Source organism: Pseudomonas sp. Tun-23181 (assembly GCF_057415455.1).
Window position 1 is genome coordinate 5,442,835 of record NZ_CM171630.1, and the last position, 17,365, is coordinate 5,460,199.

17 protein-coding genes are annotated in these 17,365 nt (G+C 64.6%); 8 read left to right on the top strand and 9 right to left on the bottom strand.

Translation table 11 applies throughout. The features are described from left to right. The first annotated feature begins 55 nt into the window (after positions 1-55). Complete coding sequence (locus ACDI39_RS25790) at positions 56-463, top strand: GFA family protein (protein ID WP_253081454.1); 408 nt, start codon at positions 56-58, stop codon at positions 461-463. A 10-nt stretch (positions 464-473) separates the two neighbouring features. Here ACDI39_RS25790 and ACDI39_RS25795 read toward each other — a convergent pair whose 3' ends face one another. After that, positions 474-1,364, bottom strand: coding sequence for a LysR substrate-binding domain-containing protein (locus tag ACDI39_RS25795; protein ID WP_225789261.1), 891 nt, complete (start codon positions 1,362-1,364; stop codon positions 474-476). Between the two features lie 143 nt (positions 1,365-1,507). On the opposite strand from ACDI39_RS25795, the gene ACDI39_RS25800 reads away from it, so the two are divergent. The 4 genes from ACDI39_RS25800 (at position 1,508) to ACDI39_RS25815 (ending at position 4,958) form a co-directional block, all read left to right on the top strand. After that, positions 1,508-2,449 carry a DMT family transporter gene (locus ACDI39_RS25800; protein WP_225789260.1) on the top strand — a complete coding sequence of 314 codons (942 nt, stop codon included), beginning with the start codon at positions 1,508-1,510 and terminating at the stop codon, positions 2,447-2,449. Between the two features lie 39 nt (positions 2,450-2,488). Beyond that, complete coding sequence (locus ACDI39_RS25805) at positions 2,489-2,827, top strand: FKBP-type peptidyl-prolyl cis-trans isomerase (protein ID WP_225789259.1); 339 nt, start codon at positions 2,489-2,491, stop codon at positions 2,825-2,827. A 226-nt stretch (positions 2,828-3,053) separates the two neighbouring features. Further along, positions 3,054-3,716: a histidine phosphatase family protein gene (locus ACDI39_RS25810; RefSeq protein WP_225789258.1), complete on the top strand. Its 663-nt coding sequence runs from the start codon at positions 3,054-3,056 to the stop codon at positions 3,714-3,716. A 48-nt stretch (positions 3,717-3,764) separates the two neighbouring features. Continuing rightward, positions 3,765-4,958 carry a D-amino acid dehydrogenase gene (locus ACDI39_RS25815; RefSeq protein ID WP_225789257.1) on the top strand — a complete coding sequence of 398 codons (1,194 nt, stop codon included), beginning with the start codon at positions 3,765-3,767 and terminating at the stop codon, positions 4,956-4,958. A 127-nt stretch (positions 4,959-5,085) separates the two neighbouring features. Here ACDI39_RS25815 and ACDI39_RS25820 read toward each other — a convergent pair whose 3' ends face one another. The 3 genes from ACDI39_RS25820 to ACDI39_RS25830 form a co-directional block, all read right to left on the bottom strand. Beyond that, complete coding sequence (locus tag ACDI39_RS25820; RefSeq protein WP_225789256.1) at positions 5,086-5,814, bottom strand: aspartate/glutamate racemase family protein; 729 nt, start codon at positions 5,812-5,814, stop codon at positions 5,086-5,088. Positions 5,815-5,830: 16 nt separating this feature from the next. Further along, on the bottom strand, positions 5,831-7,360 hold the full coding sequence (locus ACDI39_RS25825; protein WP_225789255.1) for an NCS1 family nucleobase:cation symporter-1: 1,530 nt from the start codon (positions 7,358-7,360) through the stop codon (positions 5,831-5,833). Positions 7,361-7,842: 482 nt separating this feature from the next. Beyond that, complete coding sequence (locus tag ACDI39_RS25830) at positions 7,843-8,280, bottom strand: Lrp/AsnC family transcriptional regulator (RefSeq protein WP_225789254.1); 438 nt, start codon at positions 8,278-8,280, stop codon at positions 7,843-7,845. Positions 8,281-8,413: 133 nt separating this feature from the next. Between ACDI39_RS25830 and ACDI39_RS25835 the strand changes: the two genes are divergently transcribed. Further along, positions 8,414-9,313, top strand: coding sequence for a DMT family transporter (locus ACDI39_RS25835; RefSeq protein ID WP_225789253.1), 900 nt, complete (start codon positions 8,414-8,416; stop codon positions 9,311-9,313). Positions 9,314-9,390: 77 nt separating this feature from the next. Further along, a complete protein-coding gene (locus ACDI39_RS25840) occupies positions 9,391-10,320 on the top strand; it encodes a class I SAM-dependent methyltransferase (protein WP_225789252.1) in 930 nt (309 codons plus the stop codon). A gap of 29 nt (positions 10,321-10,349) precedes the next feature. Here the strand turns inward: ACDI39_RS25840 and ACDI39_RS25845 are convergent, their stop codons facing one another. After that, positions 10,350-11,348, bottom strand: coding sequence for a sulfate ABC transporter substrate-binding protein (locus ACDI39_RS25845; protein WP_225789251.1), 999 nt, complete (start codon positions 11,346-11,348; stop codon positions 10,350-10,352). 130 nt (positions 11,349-11,478) lie between these two features. Next, positions 11,479-12,309, bottom strand: a complete 831-nt coding sequence (locus ACDI39_RS25850; RefSeq protein ID WP_486537158.1) for an ion transporter — start codon at positions 12,307-12,309, stop codon at positions 11,479-11,481. 153 nt (positions 12,310-12,462) lie between these two features. Here ACDI39_RS25850 and ACDI39_RS25855 point away from each other — a divergent pair, with 153 nt between their 5' ends. After that, positions 12,463-13,416 carry an RHS repeat-associated core domain-containing protein gene (locus tag ACDI39_RS25855; RefSeq protein WP_225789249.1) on the top strand — a complete coding sequence of 318 codons (954 nt, stop codon included), beginning with the start codon at positions 12,463-12,465 and terminating at the stop codon, positions 13,414-13,416. 131 nt (positions 13,417-13,547) lie between these two features. Here ACDI39_RS25855 and ACDI39_RS25860 read toward each other — a convergent pair whose 3' ends face one another. The 3 genes from ACDI39_RS25860 to ACDI39_RS25870 form a co-directional block, all read right to left on the bottom strand. Beyond that, entirely contained in the window at positions 13,548-14,417 is an 870-nt protein-coding gene (locus ACDI39_RS25860; protein WP_225789248.1) for an urea transporter, read from the bottom strand. A 233-nt stretch (positions 14,418-14,650) separates the two neighbouring features. Continuing rightward, complete coding sequence (gene pyk, locus ACDI39_RS25865) at positions 14,651-16,066, bottom strand: pyruvate kinase (RefSeq protein ID WP_225789247.1); 1,416 nt, start codon at positions 16,064-16,066, stop codon at positions 14,651-14,653. Next, a complete protein-coding gene (locus ACDI39_RS25870; protein ID WP_253081461.1) occupies positions 16,063-17,337 on the bottom strand; it encodes a glycerate kinase type-2 family protein in 1,275 nt (424 codons plus the stop codon). Before ACDI39_RS25870 ends, pyk begins: the two co-directional genes overlap by 4 nt. Between the last annotated feature and the right edge of the window lie 28 nt (positions 17,338-17,365).

Genomic DNA, 17,365 nt, shown 5'->3' on the forward strand with positions numbered 1-17,365 from the left:
GCACCGCCACCGCTATACTTGCCAATCCCTGACCCCTCGCACAGGAGCCCACGCCATGCCTCTGGAAAAACAAGGCACCTGCCTTTGCGGCGCCACCCAACTGAGCGTCACCGTGGACAACACCCACATCAGCGCCTGCCACTGTAGCATGTGCCGCAAGTGGACCGGCGGCCCCCTGCTGGTGGTGCACTGCAGCCAGCCGCCGACGATCCAAGGCCGTGCCCCGAGCGTCTACGACTCCTCCGACTGGGCCCAGCGCGGCTTCTGCGGCCAGTGCGGCACGCACCTGTACTACCGCCTCAAGGCCAACGACTTCTATGCCGTCCCGGTCGGCTTGCTGGACGGCGAGCAAGCCTGGGACTTCGACCTGCAGATCTTCGTCGAGGAGAAACCCGCCTGGTACTGCTTCGCCAACCAGACCCAGGAGCTGACCGGGCAGCAAGCCTTCGACCAGCTCGGCTAGGCGTTCTGCTTCAGGCCTGCAGCAGCCATTCGGCGAACACCTGGGCGGCGGGCGAGGGCAGTGTCTGGCGGTCGTGCACCAGGTAGTCGGCCTGGCCCGTGCGCACCACGAAGTCCGACACCGGCCGGATCAGGCCGGCGTTGATGCGCTCGCGAGCCATCGACTCCCAGCCCAGCCCCACGCCCATGCCCTGCATCACCGCATCGAACACCAGGTTGACCTGGTTGAAGGTCAGGGCATCGGCCGGTGCCTGGTAGCGCACGCCGAAATGGCCGAACCAGTCGTGCCAGTCCAGGCAGTTCCAGGCCGAGGCGTCGAGCTGGATCAGTGGCAGCGCCTGCAGGTCGGCGAGGCTGTCGATGCTGCCCAGGTCCTGGCGGGTGCTGGCGATGGGGAAGATCACCTCGTCGAACAGCTTGCTCGCCTGCAACGAGCGCCAGCGGCCATGCCCATAGAGAATGCCGAAGTCGTAGTCGGCGATCAGGCTCTCGTTGATGTCGTTGCTGGCATGGATGTTCACCGTCAGCCCCGGATGCTGCTCGTTGAAGCGCAGCAGCCGTGGAAACAACCAGTACTGCGCCACGGCATGGGTGCAGATGACACTGACATGGCGGTCGCCATGGCCGCTCTTGAGGCGCTGCACGTTGGCCAGCAGCTTGTCGAGCATGGGCTCGACGAAGCCATGGAAATGCTCGCCGGCGCTGGTCAGGCTGATACCGCGGGCACGCCGTTCGAACAGCTGGGTGGCGAGGTGATCCTCCAGCAGGCGGATCTGCTTGCTCACCGCGCTCTGGGTCAGGTACAGCTCGCCGGCGGCACGGGTGAAGCTGCCGGTGCGGGCCACGGCCTCGAAGGCGATCAAGGTATCCAGCGGGGGCAGGTGACGGCTGTATCGGCTCATGTCGGAGTCGCGTGGCGAAAGGGTGCGCTCAGCATAGGGCGCCGCGAGCCATTCCTCCAGGGAATGGCTGCATGAGGAATGATCTTTTGCCCGGTGCCGGCCTGGCAGGTAGCCTGCGCGCATCTTCGAACAGGAGCAGACAGGTGAGACGCGGTGTGATGTATGCCGGCATGGCCGGCGCGTTGTGGGGCATGGTGCTGATGGTTCCGGAGCTGTTGCCGGAGTTCAACCCGATGCTGCTGAGCAGTGTGCGCTACCTGATGGTGGGCGTGATCTCGCTGTTGCTGGCGCTGCCCATGGCCCGGCAACTGCGCCAGCTGACCCTGGGCGATGCATGGATGCTGTTGCGCCTGGCGGTGATCGGCAACCTGGTGTACTTCATCTGCCTGGTGGCGGCGATCCAGCGCCTGGGCGTGGCACCGGCCTCGCTGATCGTCGGCGTGCTGCCCCTGACCATCACCCTGTACGGGCGCAACGACAGCGGCGCGGTGCCGCTGGCACGGCTGGTCGGCCCACTGGCGCTGATCCTTGCCGGCATGCTGTGCATCAACCTGGAGACATTCGCCTTCGCCCCGGGCGACGTGGGCGACAAGCTCATGGGCCTGTTCTACGCCCTGGCCGCGCTGGCCTGCTGGACCTGGTACGCCGCGCAGAACAGCCGCTATCTCAAGCAGTGCGGGCATTTCGACAGCCACCAGTGGTCGGTGCTGTGCGGGGTGGTGACAGGGCTGGCCAGCCTGGTGATGGTCGCGGCGCTGGCGTTGTGGCAGCCGCAGTCATTGCAGGTAGAGGCGCCGATGTCGCGCTGGTGGTTGTTCTGGGCGTGCAGCCTGGGCTGCGCGGTGCTCGGTTCGTGGTTGGCCATGGCCTTGTGGAATGCGGCGTCCAAGCGCCTGCCGCTGACCCTGAGTGGGCAGTTGATCGTCTTCGAGACCTTGTTCGCGCTGCTCTACGCCTTCCTCTGGCGGCAGACCGGGCCGAGCGTGCTGGAGGCCGCGGCGATCGTCCTGGTGATCGGTGGCGTGCTCTGGTCGATGCGCCAGCACGAAGCGCCGCGCGAACTTGCCAAACCCGTGCATTCCTGAGAAAAGGGCGGCCACGCAAACCGCTTCGAGGAAACAGGCATGAGCAGCGAACTGCAGGTCATCGATATCCAGGAAGGCGACGGCAAGGCCGTGGTCAAGGGCGCCCTGATCACCACCCAGTACACCGGCTGGCTGGCCGACGGCAGCGAGTTCGACTCGTCCTGGTCGCGTGGCAAGCCATTCCAGTGCGTGATCGGTACCGGGCGGGTCATCAAGGGGTGGGACCAGGGCCTGACGGGCATGCGTGTCGGCGGCAAGCGTCGGCTGCAGGTGCCGGCGCACTTGGGGTACGGCGAGCGCAGCATGGGTTCGATCCCGCCCAACTCGGACCTGACGTTCGAGATCGAGTTGCTGGAAGTGCTGACCCGCGACGACTGAGATTCGCCGTCCGTGGACATGATTCGGCAACATGCAGCCTTTAACCTGGGCCTTGTCGACGGAACGGCACGTGCATCCAGGGAGGAACCAAACGGGCCGAGGGCGCTCTGACCCTCACCCGCTATCCACGGAAGGATGTCATGACAGGGATGCCCTGCGGCTTCGGCCGCAGGGCGACGTGGCGGGTAAACCCCCATTCTTTCTGCCACGAGAGCCTGCCTTTTTGATGAAGTTGCCCCTCTTTCTACGACGCCGCCGTCACCTGTTGCTGGGCGTGATGCTCACCGCCATTGGAGTGCCGCTGGCGCTGGAAGCGATCGAAGGCCGGGCCGAACCGGTCGACGGTACCCAGACGCTGGTGTTCCTGCGCCATGCCGAAAAGCCCGGCGAAGGCCTGGGGCAACTGAACTGCCAGGGCCTGAACCGTGCTTTGGACCTGGCCACGCTGCTGCCTGAGCGTTTCGGCGAGGCCGACTACGTGTTTGCCGCCAACCCCTCGCGGCATGTCGAGGAAGGCAGCCAAGACCGCAGCTACAGCTACATTCGCCCGCTGATGACCATCTCGCCCAGCGCCATCCGCCTGGGCCTGCCGGTGAACATCGACTTCGGTGCCAATGACACCGATGACCTGGCCGAGGAGCTGATGCGTGACAAGTACCGCAACGCCACCGTCTATACCGCCTGGTCGCATGGCTACCTGCCCGACCTGATCAACGCCGTGGCTGGCAAGGCCTTGGGCGAGGAGCGGGTGATCACCGAAGACTGGAGCGGTGATGATTTCGACACCCTGTACGTGCTGACCCTGACCTGGCGCGACGGCAAGGCGAGCCTGCTCAGCCGTAACGTACGCCAGGGGCTGGACGATGGGGTGCATACCTGCCCGAGCTGATCCGTACGGTTTCCTGCTAGGCTGCAAGGCCTGACGCAGGAGGCGCGCATGAATCGGCGGGTGACGGTGATCGGTGGCGGGGTGATCGGGCTGGCGACGGCCTACGCGCTGGTGCGCGAGGGGCTGGCGGTCGACCTGGTCGAGGCGCGCGGCAGTTTGGCCAGCGCCACCAGCTTCGCCAATGGCGGGCAGCTTTCGTATCGCTACGTGGCGCCGTTGGCCGATGCCGGCGTGCCATGGCAGGCGCTTGGCTGGTTGCTCCAGGGCGAGTCGCCCCTGCGCTTGCGCATGCGCCTGGACCCAGCCCAGTGGCGCTGGCTGGCGGCCTTCGTGATGGCGTGCCGGCACACGGTCAACCGCCGCAATGCCGCTTGGCTGTTGGAGCTGGCCTTGCACAGCCAGGCCACCCTGGCGCGCTGGCGCGAGGACGATGGCCTGCAGGGCTTCGCCTGGCGGCGTAACGGCAAGCTGGTCGCCTTTCGCACGGCGCGGGCCTTTGCCCATGGGCGGGAGCATCTGCTCGAACCGGACAGCCAGCAGGTGCTCGGTGCGGCCGAGTTGCAGGCGCTGGAACCGGCATTGGCCGATGCGCCTTTCATTGGAGGCGTGTTCACGCCGGATGAGGAGGTCGCCGACTGCCACCGCTTCTGCCAGCGATTGGCCGAGCGGTTGCAGGCCTCGGGGCTGTGCCGGTTGCTTCTGGGGCGGCCGGTGACGGGCTGGGTACGGCGTGATGACGAAGTGCTCGCGCTGGAGCTGGGTAGCGAGCAACTGGACGTGGAGCGGGTGGTGCTGTGTGCCGGCTATCGCAGCCCAGGCCTGGCGTTGCCGGGGATGAAGCTGCCGATCTATCCGCTGAAGGGCTACAGCCTGACCGCGCCGATCACGGCGGAGCATCTGGCGCCGCAGGTGAGCATCACCGACTACGAACGCAAGATCGTCTATGCGCGCCTGGACCAGCAACTGCGGGTGGCGGCGATGGTGGACATCATCGGTTTCGACGAGTCGGTAGACGCGCGGCGGTTGCGCAGCATGCACCGGCTGGCAGGCGAGACCTTGCCGAGGGCGGCGGACTATGAGCGGGCGGTGGAGTGGGCGGGGATGCGACCGGCGACGCCTACGGGGGTGCCGATCATCGGTGGTACGCCGTATCGCAATGTGTGGCTGAACCTGGGGCATGGGGCCCTGGGCTTCACCCTGGCCTGTGGCAGTGGGGAGCGGTTGGCCAGGATGTTGGGGTGATCGAGCCGATTGGGGCTGCTTTGCAGCCCTTTCCGACCGGTCCGGCGCCCTGGCAAGGCCGCTCCCACAGACACCGCGCAATGCCGACGTTCAGCGTCGTGCCTGTGGGCGTGGCTCCCAGTGTGATCTACCGCCCGAAGCGCATCGGCCAGCCCACCACCTTCTTCGCCCGTGGCGTGGCATAGGTACGCACCTTGGAAGTGCTCAAGCCCATCCGCACCAGCGACTCGGCGATGGTCACCGCCGCGCTCACCCCATCCACCACCGGTACCCCGGTGCGCTGGCGGATCTGTTCGTCGAGCCCGGCCATGCCGCCGCAGCCGAGGCAGATCACCTCGGCCTTGTCGTCACGCACCGCCCGTTCGGCCTGGTCGACGATGGCCTCCACCGCACGCCGCGGGTCGGCCTCCAGCTCGAGCACGGCCAGGCCGCTGGCGCGCACCGAGGCGCAGCGCTCGTACAGGCCGGAGAGCTTGAGGCGGTCCTCGATCAGCGGCACCGTGCGGTCCAGGGTGGTCACCACCGAGTAGGCGTGGCCCAGGTACATGGCCGTGCTGGCGGCGGCGTCGGTGATGTCCACCACTGGTACGTCGAGCAGCTCCTGCAGGCCTTCGCGGCCATGCTCGCCATAGCCGGCCTGGATCACCGCATCGAACGGTTCCTCGTAGGCCAGCACCCGGTCCATCACGGCGATGGCTGCCAGGTAGCTCTCGAAATTGCCCTCCACCGACTCGGCGCCGAACCAGGGGGTCAGGCCGACGATCTCGGTGCCGGGCGCCGCGACGCTGCGTGCCTGCTCGGCGATGGCTGCGGTGATGGCTTCGGTGGTGTTGACGTTGGCGATCAGAATACGCATGGACAGTCCTCCTTGATCAGTGGCTGCTGGAGTCGACGGCGATGCATTCGCCGCTGACGTCGTGGTATTGGCGGTTGCGTGGGGCGAGCAGCAGGTAGAGGGCGGCGGCGGTGCCGGCGCCGATCAGCCAGGAGAACGGCGCGACGCTCTGGAAGTTGGGCACCAGGGCCAGGACGATGGCCAGCAGCGCGGTGGGAATGAAGGCGGCCACTGCCCGCAGGTTGATGCCACGGCTGTAGAAATAGGCCCCGGCCGGGTTCTCGCTGTACAGCTCCGGCACGTTGATGCGGCCTTTGCGCAGCAGCCAGTAGTCGGCCATGATCACCCCGTACAGCGGGCCGAGCAGGGCGCCCAGGCCGGAGAGGAAGTACACGATCACCAGCGGGCTGTTGTACAGGTTCCACGGCAGGATCAGCACCGCCAGGGTCGCGCTGATGAGCCCGGCGCGGCGGAAGTTGAGATGGCGTGGCGCCAGGTTGCTGAGCACGAAGGCCGGGGCGACGAAGTTGGCCATGATGTTCACCGCCACGGTGACGATCAGGAAGGCCAGGCAGCCGAGCACCAGGAACGGCGTGTTGGGAATGGTGGCGACGATCTGGGTCGGGCTGTCGATCACCTGGCCGTTGATCTGGAACTGCGCACCGCACAGCACCACGGTGATGGTGGCGAAGACCAGGATGTTCACCGGCAGGCCCCAGAAGTTGCCGACGCGGATGGTCTTGCGGCATGGCGAGGAGCGGGCGAAGTCGCAGAAGTTCAGCACCAGGGTGCCGTAGATCGCCAGCCACAGGGCGCCACCGGCGAAGATGTTGCGCCACATCTCGTAGCCGGTCAGGGGGTCGGCCACCGACCAGGCGATGCGCGCGTCGGCCTGGAAGTACATCCACACCGCCAGGCTGGCCACGGTCAGCAGGATCACCGGGCCGGCGAAGGCTTCGTAGCGGCGCACCATTTCCATGCCGTAGGCGAGGATCACCAGCTGGACCATCCAGATCGCCACGAAGCACACCCAGCCCAGGGTCGACAGCCCCAGCAGGCTGTCCTGGTCATAGGCGGCCACCTGTGGCCAGACCGCAGTGAGCAGGACCCGCAGCACCACCGAGGCCAGGTAGGTCTGGATGCCGAACCAGGCGATGGCGATCACTGCACGGATCAGCGCCGGGATCTGCGCGCCGTGGATGCCGAAGGCGATACGGCTGATGACCGGGAAGGGCACGCCGGTCTTCTGCCCCATGTAGCCGGACAGGTTCATGAAGAAGTACACCAGCGCCGCGCCGATCGCCAGCGACAGGAGGATCTGCCAGCCCCCCAGGCCGAGGGCGAACAACCCCATGGCGAAGGAATAGTTGGCGATGTTGTGCACATCGTTGGTCCACAGGGCGAAGATGCTGTAGCGCCCCCAGCGCCGGCCTTCGAGGCGGGTCGGGGCGAGGTCGTGGTTGTGCAGGCGAGGGCTTAGTTCAACTTCTGGCAGTCGCTCGGCGAGTGGGGTGGGGTGGGTGCTGGCAACGGATAGTTCAGGGGCAAGGTCGAGGCTGGTACTCATTCCGGCAGGCTCCTGATGCGCGTGGACTGCGATGAGCGGGCATGCGCACGGGCTCGCCATCTCGTCGGTGCAGCGTTGGCATCACTGGGTTCTGGGCGCAACGGCCTGTGTGAGGGCAGGCGCTGCGGGTTCTTGTGTATTTATGTTTTGTTTAAGTTGTATACAAAACATGAACACACAAAAGCGAGTTCCATGCCAGGCGAACAACAAACAGTCCGGTGGCCATTATTTTGAATCTATCTTGTTGAAAGATAAGTAGATGAATTAAGGGGAATATAAATTGACCAAATGAACAGGTTTTATTTTTGATGTAGATGATTACTTGATCATTTGGTCAAATTTTTAGGCGGGAAGTGTGTAACTTAATAGGGCGTTACCGTAGAAAGTGCACACAAAAATGGCACTTATGGTGACAATGTTGTGTACAAAAAATCGCCGACCGTTTCATCCTTTGAATGGGGCTGCTGAGGCTATCGCCGTGCTCAATCCATCGGCGGCAGCCGCCGTTTCACCGGTGTCTTCTTGACGATCGCGGTATTGGTCTCGGCCAGCAGGTTGAGGCGGTCGAGCAGGGTGTCGAGTTGCTCCATGGAGCGCACATGCATACGCGCGATGAAGCAATCTTCGCCAGTCACCTTGTCGCATTCGGTGAACTCCGGGATCGCGATGATCTGCCGTTCGACCTCCTGCAACTGGCCGGGCAGCGGGTGGATGCGCACGATGGCCTGGAGCTGGTAGCCGAAGCTGCGTGGGTCCACGTCCACGGTGTAGCCGCGCAGCACGCCGCGTTCTTCCAGGCGGCGCAGGCGTTCGCTGACGCTGGGCGCGGACAGGCCGCTGATCTGTGCCAGCGCCTTGAGCGAACGTCGGGAGTCTTCCATCAGGGCATGGATCAACAGTTGGTCGATGGCGTCGGTCATGAGTGCCTCGTCAGGTGATTCGTTGAATGTACCTTGATAGTAAAGGTGAGGCAGCGCTAACACCTTCGTTATCCGCTGGAAGGTCGCCTTTTGCCTTGCGCATACTAAGGCCATCTTCGACGGGAGGTGTGAGATGGACAATTCATTGCGTCGCGGCTCGCTGGAAATGATCGTCGCCATGCTGATCTCCGGGACCATTGGCTGGTTCGTGCTGGTATCGGGGCAACCGGTGCTGGAGGTGGTGTTCTGGCGCTGCCTGTTCGGTGCCGGCACCTTGCTGCTGATCTGCGCTGCCATGGGCTTTCTCAAACCCGGCATCCTGACCCGTGCGACTTTCCTGATGGCGCTGGCCAGCGGCGTGGCGATCGTCGGCAACTGGGTATTGCTGTTCGCCTCCTATTCGAGGGCGTCGATCGCCATCGGCACGGCGGTGTACAACGTCCAGCCATTCATGTTGGTGGGGCTGGCGGCGATCTTTCTCGGCGAGAAGATCACCGTGCCCAAGGTCACCTGGTTGAGCCTGGCCTTTCTCGGCATGCTGGCCATCGTCAGTGCCCATGGCAGTGGCCAGGCCGGGGCCGGCAGCTACCTGCTGGGCATCGCCCTGGCCTTGGGCGCGGCGTTCCTCTATGCCGTGGCGGCGCTGATCGTCAAGCGCTTGAGCGATACGCCGCCGCACCTCATCGCTTTGGTCCAGGTCATCACCGGCGTGTTGCTGCTGGCGCCCTGGGTCGGGCTGGGCGGTTTGCCGGGCGAGTTGCCGGCGCAGGCCAGCCTGGTGACACTGGGTATCGTCCACACGGGTCTGATGTACGTGCTGTTGTACAGCGCCATCCAGCGCCTGCCCACGGCGTTGACCGGCGCGCTGTCGTTCATCTACCCGGTCGCGGCGATCCTGGTGGACTGGTTCGCCTTCGGGCACCGTCTGACGCCGTTGCAGTGGCTGGGTGTGGCGGCAATCCTGCTGGCGGCGGCGGGGATGCAGCAGGGGTGGTGGTTCAGGCCAAGGGTGGCTGCAGTGAAGGGCCAGTGAGGCTGCGTAGCGCCCTCCAGGGTCAGCACCTGTGAAACCGGTTAGAATGCCGGCTTTTCTTTGCTTGCGACCCTGCCATGACCTCGCCGATCCACACCCTCGAGCAACACCTGCTCGCCGCCCTCGACCCCGCGCCACAGGAAACCCGCCGTCTGTTCCATGGCCGCGGGCGCTGCTGGCCTGGCCTGGAGCAGATCACCGTCGACTGGCTGCAGGGTGTGCTGTCGGTGGCGTTGTTCCGTGAGCCGGCCGAGGGCCAGCTGGCGGAACTGGAGCACATGCTGCGCGCCCTCGCCGAGCGCCCGCAGTGGAGCGGTCAGGCGATCCTCATCCAGCACCGCTACCTGCCAGACAGCCCCGGCCAGTGGCTGCTGGGCGAGCCTTGCCAGCAGCACGAAGTGGCCGAAGATGGCCTGAAGTACCTGCTCGACCTGGGCGTGCGGCAGAACAACGGCCTGTTCCTCGACATGCGCTACGGCCGGCGCTGGGTGCGTGAGCAGGCAGCAGGCAAGCGGGTACTCAACCTGTTCGCCTACACCTGTGGCTTTTCGGTGGCGGCGATTGCCGGTGGGGCCGAGCAGGTGGTCAACCTGGACATGGCCAAGGCGGCGTTGGCTCGAGGGCGTGAAAACCATCGGCTCAACGGCCATGACGCTTCCCGGGTCGCCTACTTGGGCCATGAGCTGTTCAAGTCCTGGGGCAAGGTACGCAAGTACGGGCCGTACGACCTGATCATCATCGACCCACCGACCTTCCAGAAAGGCAGCTTCGTGCTGACCCAGGACTACGCGAAGATCCTGCGGCGCTTGCCAGAGCTGCTGACGGAGGGTGGTACGGTACTGGCCTGCGTGAACGACCCTGGCATCGGGCCGGCGTTTCTCATCCAGGGCATGGCCGAGCATGCACCGGCGCTGGTGTTCGTGGAACGGTTGGAGAATCCGCCGGAGTTTCCAGATGCGGATCCAGCGGGCGGGTTGAAGGCGCTGGTGTTCCGCCAGCAAGGCTGAAGCGGGGCGCACAGCGCCCCTGCCAGGCCTTAGTTGCTGGTATAGATCTGGTCGAACACCCCACCATCATTGAAGTGGGTCTTCTGCACGGTGCGCCAGTCGCCGAAGGTCTTCTCCACCGACAGGAAGTCGACTTTCGGGAAACGGTCGGTGTACTTGGCCAGCACGGTGGCATCGCGTGGGCGCAGGTAGTTCTGCGCGGCGATTTCCTGGGCCGCCGGCGACCACAGGTACTTGAGGTATTCCTCGGCCACGGCGCGGGACTTCTTGCGCTCCACCACCTTGTCGACCACGCTCACCGGCGGCTCGGCCTCGGCCGATACGCTCGGGTAGACCACCTCGAACTGTTCGCGGCCGAACTCACGGGCGATCATCTCGGCCTCGTTCTCGAAGGTCACCAGCACGTCGCCGATCTGGTTGGTCATGAAGGTGGTGGTGGCGGCGCGGCCGCCGGTGTCGAGTACCGGCGCCTGCTTGAACAGCTTGCCGACGAACTCGCGGGCCTTGTTCTCGTCACCGCCTTGCTTGAGCACATAGCCCCAGGCCGAGAGGTAGGTGTAGCGGCCATTGCCCGAGGTCTTGGGGTTGGGCACGATCACCTGCACGCCGTCCTTGAGCAGGTCGGGCCAGTCCTTCAGCGCCTTGGGGTTGCCCTTGCGCACGATGAACACGGTGGCCGAGGTGAACGGCGCGCTGTTGTTCGGCAGGCGGGTCACCCAGTCGTCCGGTACCAGTTTGCCGTTGTCGGCCAGGGCGTTGATGTCGGTGGCCATGTTCATGGTGATGACATCGGCTGGCAGGCCATCGATCACCGCCCGTGCCTGCTTGCTCGAGCCGCCGAAGGACATCTGCACGTTGACCTTCTCGTTGTGCTCGGCCTCCCAGTGCTTCTGGAACGCCGGGTTGTAGTCCTTGTAGAAGTCGCGCATCACGTCATAGGACACGTTGAGCAGTGTCGGTGCGGCATGGGCCAGGTTACCGAGGGCCAGGCCTGCGGCGAGCAGTGAGGCACTGAAGAGTTTTTTCACAGGGCATTCCTTGTTCTAGTTCAACGAGTTGGCGATATGCCCGCGACTATAGCGGGTGGTTGATTGGCGCTTAAAGACTAAAAAGGTCTTTGCTTATACATTCCTGGCCTAGATCTGTTCACCTCGCCCGTCATTGTTTGGGGAACAGCGCATTGCCGCACCGCGAGCAGAACGCGGCGCCATGTTCATGGTGCGTCTTGGTGCAAGTAGGGCAGTCGTGCTGCAGATGTTCGCCACGCAGGGCGTTGGCCAGCTCGGCAGTGAAGATCCCAGTCGGCACGGCGATGATCGAGTAACCGGTGATCATTACCAGCGATGACAGCACCTGGCCCAATGGTGTCTTCGGCACGATGTCGCCGAAGCCTACCGTGGTGAGGGTGACAATAGCCCAGTAGATACCCGTGGGAATGCTGGTGAAGCCGTGTTCAGGGCCTTCAATCACATACATCAGGGTGCCGAACACAGTCACTAGGGTCGACACGCTGACCAAGAACACGATGATCTTCTGCTTGCTGCCCTGCAACGCGGCCAGCAGATAGTGAGCTTGTTTCAGGTAGGGGCTGAGCTTGAGCACACGGAAGATCCGCAGCATGCGGATGACTCGAACGATCAGCAGATACTGGGCATCGCTGTAATAAAGTGCGATGACCCCTGGGACGATCGCCAGCAAATCGACCAGGCCGTAGAAGCTGAAGGCGTAACGTAAGGGCTTGGGCGAGCAGTGCAAGCGCGTTAGGTACTCGATCAGGAAAATCCCGGTGAAGGCCCATTCGATACCGGCCAGCAGGCCTGCGTAGTCACGGTGGACTTCGTCGATACTGTCGAGGATCACCGTCACCAGGCTGGCGAGGATGATCAACAGAAGGATCTTGTCGAAACGTCGGCCGGCGACGGTGTCGGTCTGGAAGACGATGATGCAGAGGCGTTCTCGTAAGGGTTGCGAGGCTTGCGGGGTAGACATGAGGTCGATGGGGGCTGATGGGAACGGTACAAGACTAGAAGCCAGGCCTGGCCGTATGCAAGGGTGAAGGACCGGCACGGCTGATAAAAATGCCAGTTGTAGGTGTTGAAAAGGGGCAGGAGAATCCTGGAAGCGACGATAGGGAGAGAAGTCATGCATCTTCGGAGCCAGCAGCCTGATCGATCATTTCCTGAGTCAACACGATACTTCTACGAAAAAGACGGTAGGGCCGTTGAGTGGGGGGAGCAGGGCACAGTACGGGTGGTATGGGCAGGCGAGGCGTTGTTGGCGCTGGAGTCGAAAGACTCGGACCGAGTATTGCTGGCCATCGATGCATCTCGGTCGTTACTGGGCCTTTGGCGATCCTCGCAACTTCTCTGGACCCGCTACACCCCTTACGGCCATCGCGGCAGGTTCGAGGCGAGCCATATGGGGTTCAACGGACAGTGGCTCGACTGCCCGACGGCAGGTTACCTGCTGGGCAATGGTCATCGCCTGTACAAGCCTGCCTTGATGCGTTTCGTCAGCCCGGACAGCCTGAGCCCCTTCGGTAGTGGGGGAAGAAATGCCTATGCCTACTGTCAGGGAGATCCTTTGAATCGAACGGATCCAACGGGTAGAAGCGCCTTTTGGTTAATGTTCAGGGACAGAGTGGGCAATCGGGTATCCGTGGCTCCAAACCCGATCGCCGTCAGCAGGCCTCAATCAACGATTCGCATGACGCGCACTGGCATCCAGGTAAAACTGAAGGCTAGAGATGTTGGAAGAATGGTGGTCAATGCTGAACGATCGAGCGAGGGGGTGAGCATTCCGCTGAACGTGGGGTTTGAGAATATCCAGAGCTCTACGATGACGATCAATAAAGATGGAGTCGTCTGGAGACACACTCTCAGGGACGCCATGAACGTGGGAGTTGATTCAGCCACTGGCAGGTCGTCCAGTGGATTGAAGTTTGACCTTTCCTATGAGCACATAAGGGCGAGAACGACGAAGCTCAGTTTCACCGGAGCAGAAGTGACGCTAGGTTGGTGGGACGTTGCTGGCATGGGTAAGAACGCAATCATTGAAAGCGCACATTCTCTTGTTTCCAACATACGTCAGTCATGACGAATGATGCCCTCCCGAGGTCAGGCATCTTCGGTCGTTCGTATGACACCCACGCCCGCCCTGGCGCCATGCTGTCGTGCAGGGAGCATACTCACAAGGGCAGCGCATGTACCTTGTGGAAGTACAGGCGATCAGGATCCGCCATCGGGCAAGGTTTCGTTGGCACGGGCATCCAGTCGCGCGCCATGCAAACACCAGCAGGCGAGTACGAACGGTGCGGTGAGGCCAGGGATGGAGCACATCACCATGATGTACTGCAGCGCAATCGCCAGCATGATTGCCATCAGTGGTCGCCAGGGAGGTGTGCGCTCCCGTCCGAAGGCCAGCGCAGCCAGCGCGGCATTGAAGCCGAACAACCCCTGCCAGGCGGATTGCGCTTCGCCGGCCAGCAATGCCGCGCCACCGCCGATGGCCGAGCCGAGCAGGGCCCAGACGGCCGCATAGGGGTTGGCGATGAACAGGCCGATGGCGATCAGCAGGCCGGCCAGTGGGTTGTCCAGCAGGAAGATCTGGCCCAGGCCACGGAGCAGGGCATACAGCGGATTGGCCTCGACGTAGGTACTGAGCAAGGGGCTGGCCAGCAGCAGGGTGCCCCAGCCCAGCAGCACGAAGGGGGCGGTATAGGCGATCAGCAGCTTGCCTCCGCGCTTGCGCCACTGGTGGGTGAGGATACTGGACAGGCCACCGGCGGCGATGATCAGTGGCGGCAGGATAGCCGACCAGGGCAGCACCGCGCTGATCAGGATGCCGATCAGCACGCCGTTGTAGCAGTACAGGCCAGCCTGACGGTCGGTGCGGTCGTAGCCGCGGCGTTGGGCGGTGAGCAGGCCGGCCAGGGCGCCGAGCAGGGCACCGCCGACCAGCGCGGGGGCGGTCAGCAGCAGCGCCAACAGGCAGCACAGGCCGCACAGCGGGTTACGTAGCAACAGCACCTGGCTGAAGCCATTGAGCAGGGCCGTGGCCCAGTCGGGGCACGGGTTGACGAAATTCTTGGTGTACATGGGCAGTCGATGAGGTGGATGGGAAGCGGTGGGCCTCTGTCGGGCCTCGGGTTTTGCGCATTGTTCGTGGTTGCTGCCAGGTCCTCGCATTGGGGCTGCTTGGCAGCCCATCGCCGGCAAGCCGGCTCCCAGGGTCCGAGTCGATCACACATGATGTGGCTTGCAGGGCCGTGTGGGAGCGGGCTTGCCGGCGATGGGGCGCGAAGCGGCCCCAGATGAACGTACTGACCGGCTCAGACCAAGGTTTCGATCCGCAGGGTATTGGTCGTCCCCGGCTTGCCGAACGGCACACCGGCGGTGATCAGCAGCGTGTCGCCACGGCTGGCCATGCCTTGCGCCTGGGCGATCTCCAGCGCGGTCGAGCAGATCTCGTCGACCTGGCGCAGGCGATCGTTGACCACCGAGTGCACGCCCCAGGTCACGCTCAGGCGGCGGGCGGTGGTCAGGTTCGGTGTCAGGTTGAGGATCGGCGCCCGTGGTCGCTCGCGGGCGGCGCGCAGGGTCGAGGCGCCCGACTCGCTGTAGTTGACCAGCACCGCCACTGGCAGGATGCTGCTGATACGGCGGATCGCGCAGCTGATGGCATCCGACACCGTGGCCTCGGCCTTGGGACGGCCGACGTCGAGCTGGGCCTGGTAGTCCGGGCCGTTCTCCACCTGGCGGATGATCTTGCTCATCATCTGCACGGCTTCCAGCGGGTAGTCACCCGAGGCGGTCTCGGCCGACAGCATCACCGCGTCGGCACCCTCGGCCACGGCGTTGGCCACGTCGGTGACCTCGGCGCGGGTCGGCGCCGGCGAGAAACGCATGGACTCGAGCATCTGCGTGGCCACCACCACCGGCCGGCCGAGCTGGCGGCAGGTGCCGATGATCTGCTTCTGGATCTGCGGCACGCTTTCGGCCGGCACTTCCACGCCCAGGTCGCCACGGGCCACCATGATCGCGTCGGAGCGCTCGGCGATCGCTTGCAATTGGGCCACCGCCGAAGGCTTCTCGATCTTGGCCATCAGATAGGCACGGTCGCCGATCAACTGGCGCGCCTCGGAGATGTCCTCGGGGCGCTGCACGAACGACAGCGCCACCCAATCCACACCCAGCTCCAGGCCGAAGGCCAGGTCGCGGCGGTCCTTCTCGGTCAGCGGGGAGAGGTCGAGCACCGCCTGGGGCACGTTGACGCCCTTGCGATCGGACAGCTCGCCGCCGGCCAGCACCTCGGTGTCGATGGCATCAGGGTGCTTGGCGGTCACCCGCAGGCGCAGCTTGCCGTCGTCGAGCAGCAGGTCCATGCCCGGCTCCAGGGCCGCGATGATCTCCGGGTGGGGCAGGTTGACCCGACGGCTGTCGCCCGGGGTGGTGTCCAGGTCCAGGCGCAGGGCCTGGCCACGCTGCAGCTGGACCTTGCCGTCGGCGAAACGGCCCACGCGCAGTTTCGGCCCTTGCAGGTCCATGAGGATGCCCAACGGGTAGTTCAGCTGCTGCTCCACCTCGCGGATCCACTGGTAGCGCAGGGCATGGTCGGCGTGTTCGCCGTGGCTGAAGTTGAGGCGGAAGATGTTCACCCCGGCCTCGACCAGTTGACGGATGTCGTCGACGCCTTTGATCGCAGGGCCGAGGGTGGCGAGGATTTTGACTTTCTTATCAGGCGTCATGATTGCGGGCTCTCGAGGATCAGGATGGCGCGGAAGTCGTTGACGTTGGTGCGGGTCGGCTCGGTGACGATCAACGCCTCCAGCGCCGCGAAGTAGCCATAGCCGTTGTTGTTGTCCAGCTCGTCGGCGGCCGACAGGCCCAGGGCCTCGGCGCGGGCGTAGCTGTCCGGGGTCATGATGGCGCCGGCGTTCTCCTCGGAGCCGTCGATGCCGTCGGTGTCACCGGCCAGGGCGTACACGCCGGGCAGGCCCTTGAGGCTTTCGGTCAGGCTGAGCAGGAACTCGGCGTTGCGCCCGCCGCGGCCGTTGCCGCGCACGGTGACGGTGGTCTCGCCGCCGGAGAGGATGATGCACGGTGCCTTGAGCGGCTGCCCATGCAGCACGATCTGACGGGCGATACCGGCATGGACCTTGGCCACCTCGCGCGACTCGCCTTCCAGGTCGCCGAGGATCAGCGGGCTGAAACCTGCCTGGCGCGCCTTGACCGCCGCGGCCTCCAGCGACTGCTGGGGCTTGGCGATCAGTTGGAAGTGGCTGCGCGCCAGGGCCGGGTCGTCGGCCTTGACGGTTTCCGAGGCCGGGTCGTTGAGCCAGTCGATGACCGCCTTGGGCGCGTCGATGGCGTAGCGCTTGAGGATGGCCAGGGCATCGGCGCGGGTGCTCGGGTCGGCCACGGTGGGGCCGGAGGCGATGACCGTGGCCAGGTCGCCCGGTACATCGGAAATCGCATAGGTGTAGACCGTGGCCGGCCAGCAGGCCTTGGCCAGGCGCCCGCCCTTGATCGCCGAGAGGTGCTTGCGCACGCAGTTCATCTCGCCGATGGTGGCGCCGGACTTGAGCAGGGCCTTGTTGATCTGTTGCTTGTCGGCCAGGGTCAGGCCTTCGGCGGGCAGTGCCAGCAGGGCCGAGCCACCGCCGGAGAGCAGGAAGATCACCCGGTCGTCTTCGCTCAGGTCGCTGACCAGTTCGAGCACGCGCTTGGCCACGGCCAGGCCGGCGGCATCGGGGACGGGGTGGGCGGCTTCGACCACCTCGATCTTCTGGCAGTTGGCGCCATGGCCGTAGCGGGTCACCACCAGGCCGGAGACTTCGCCTTGCCAGCTCTTCTCGACTACTTCGGCCATGGCCGCGGCGGCCTTGCCGGCACCGATGACGATGACCCGGCCGGTGCGGTCGGTGGGCAGGTGGGGTTCGAGGACCTGGCGGGGGTGGGCGGCGGCGATGGCTGTGTCGAACAGCTCGCGGAGTAGTTTTTGCGGATCGACCGACATGGCAGGCTCCCAAATTATTGTTGTTCTG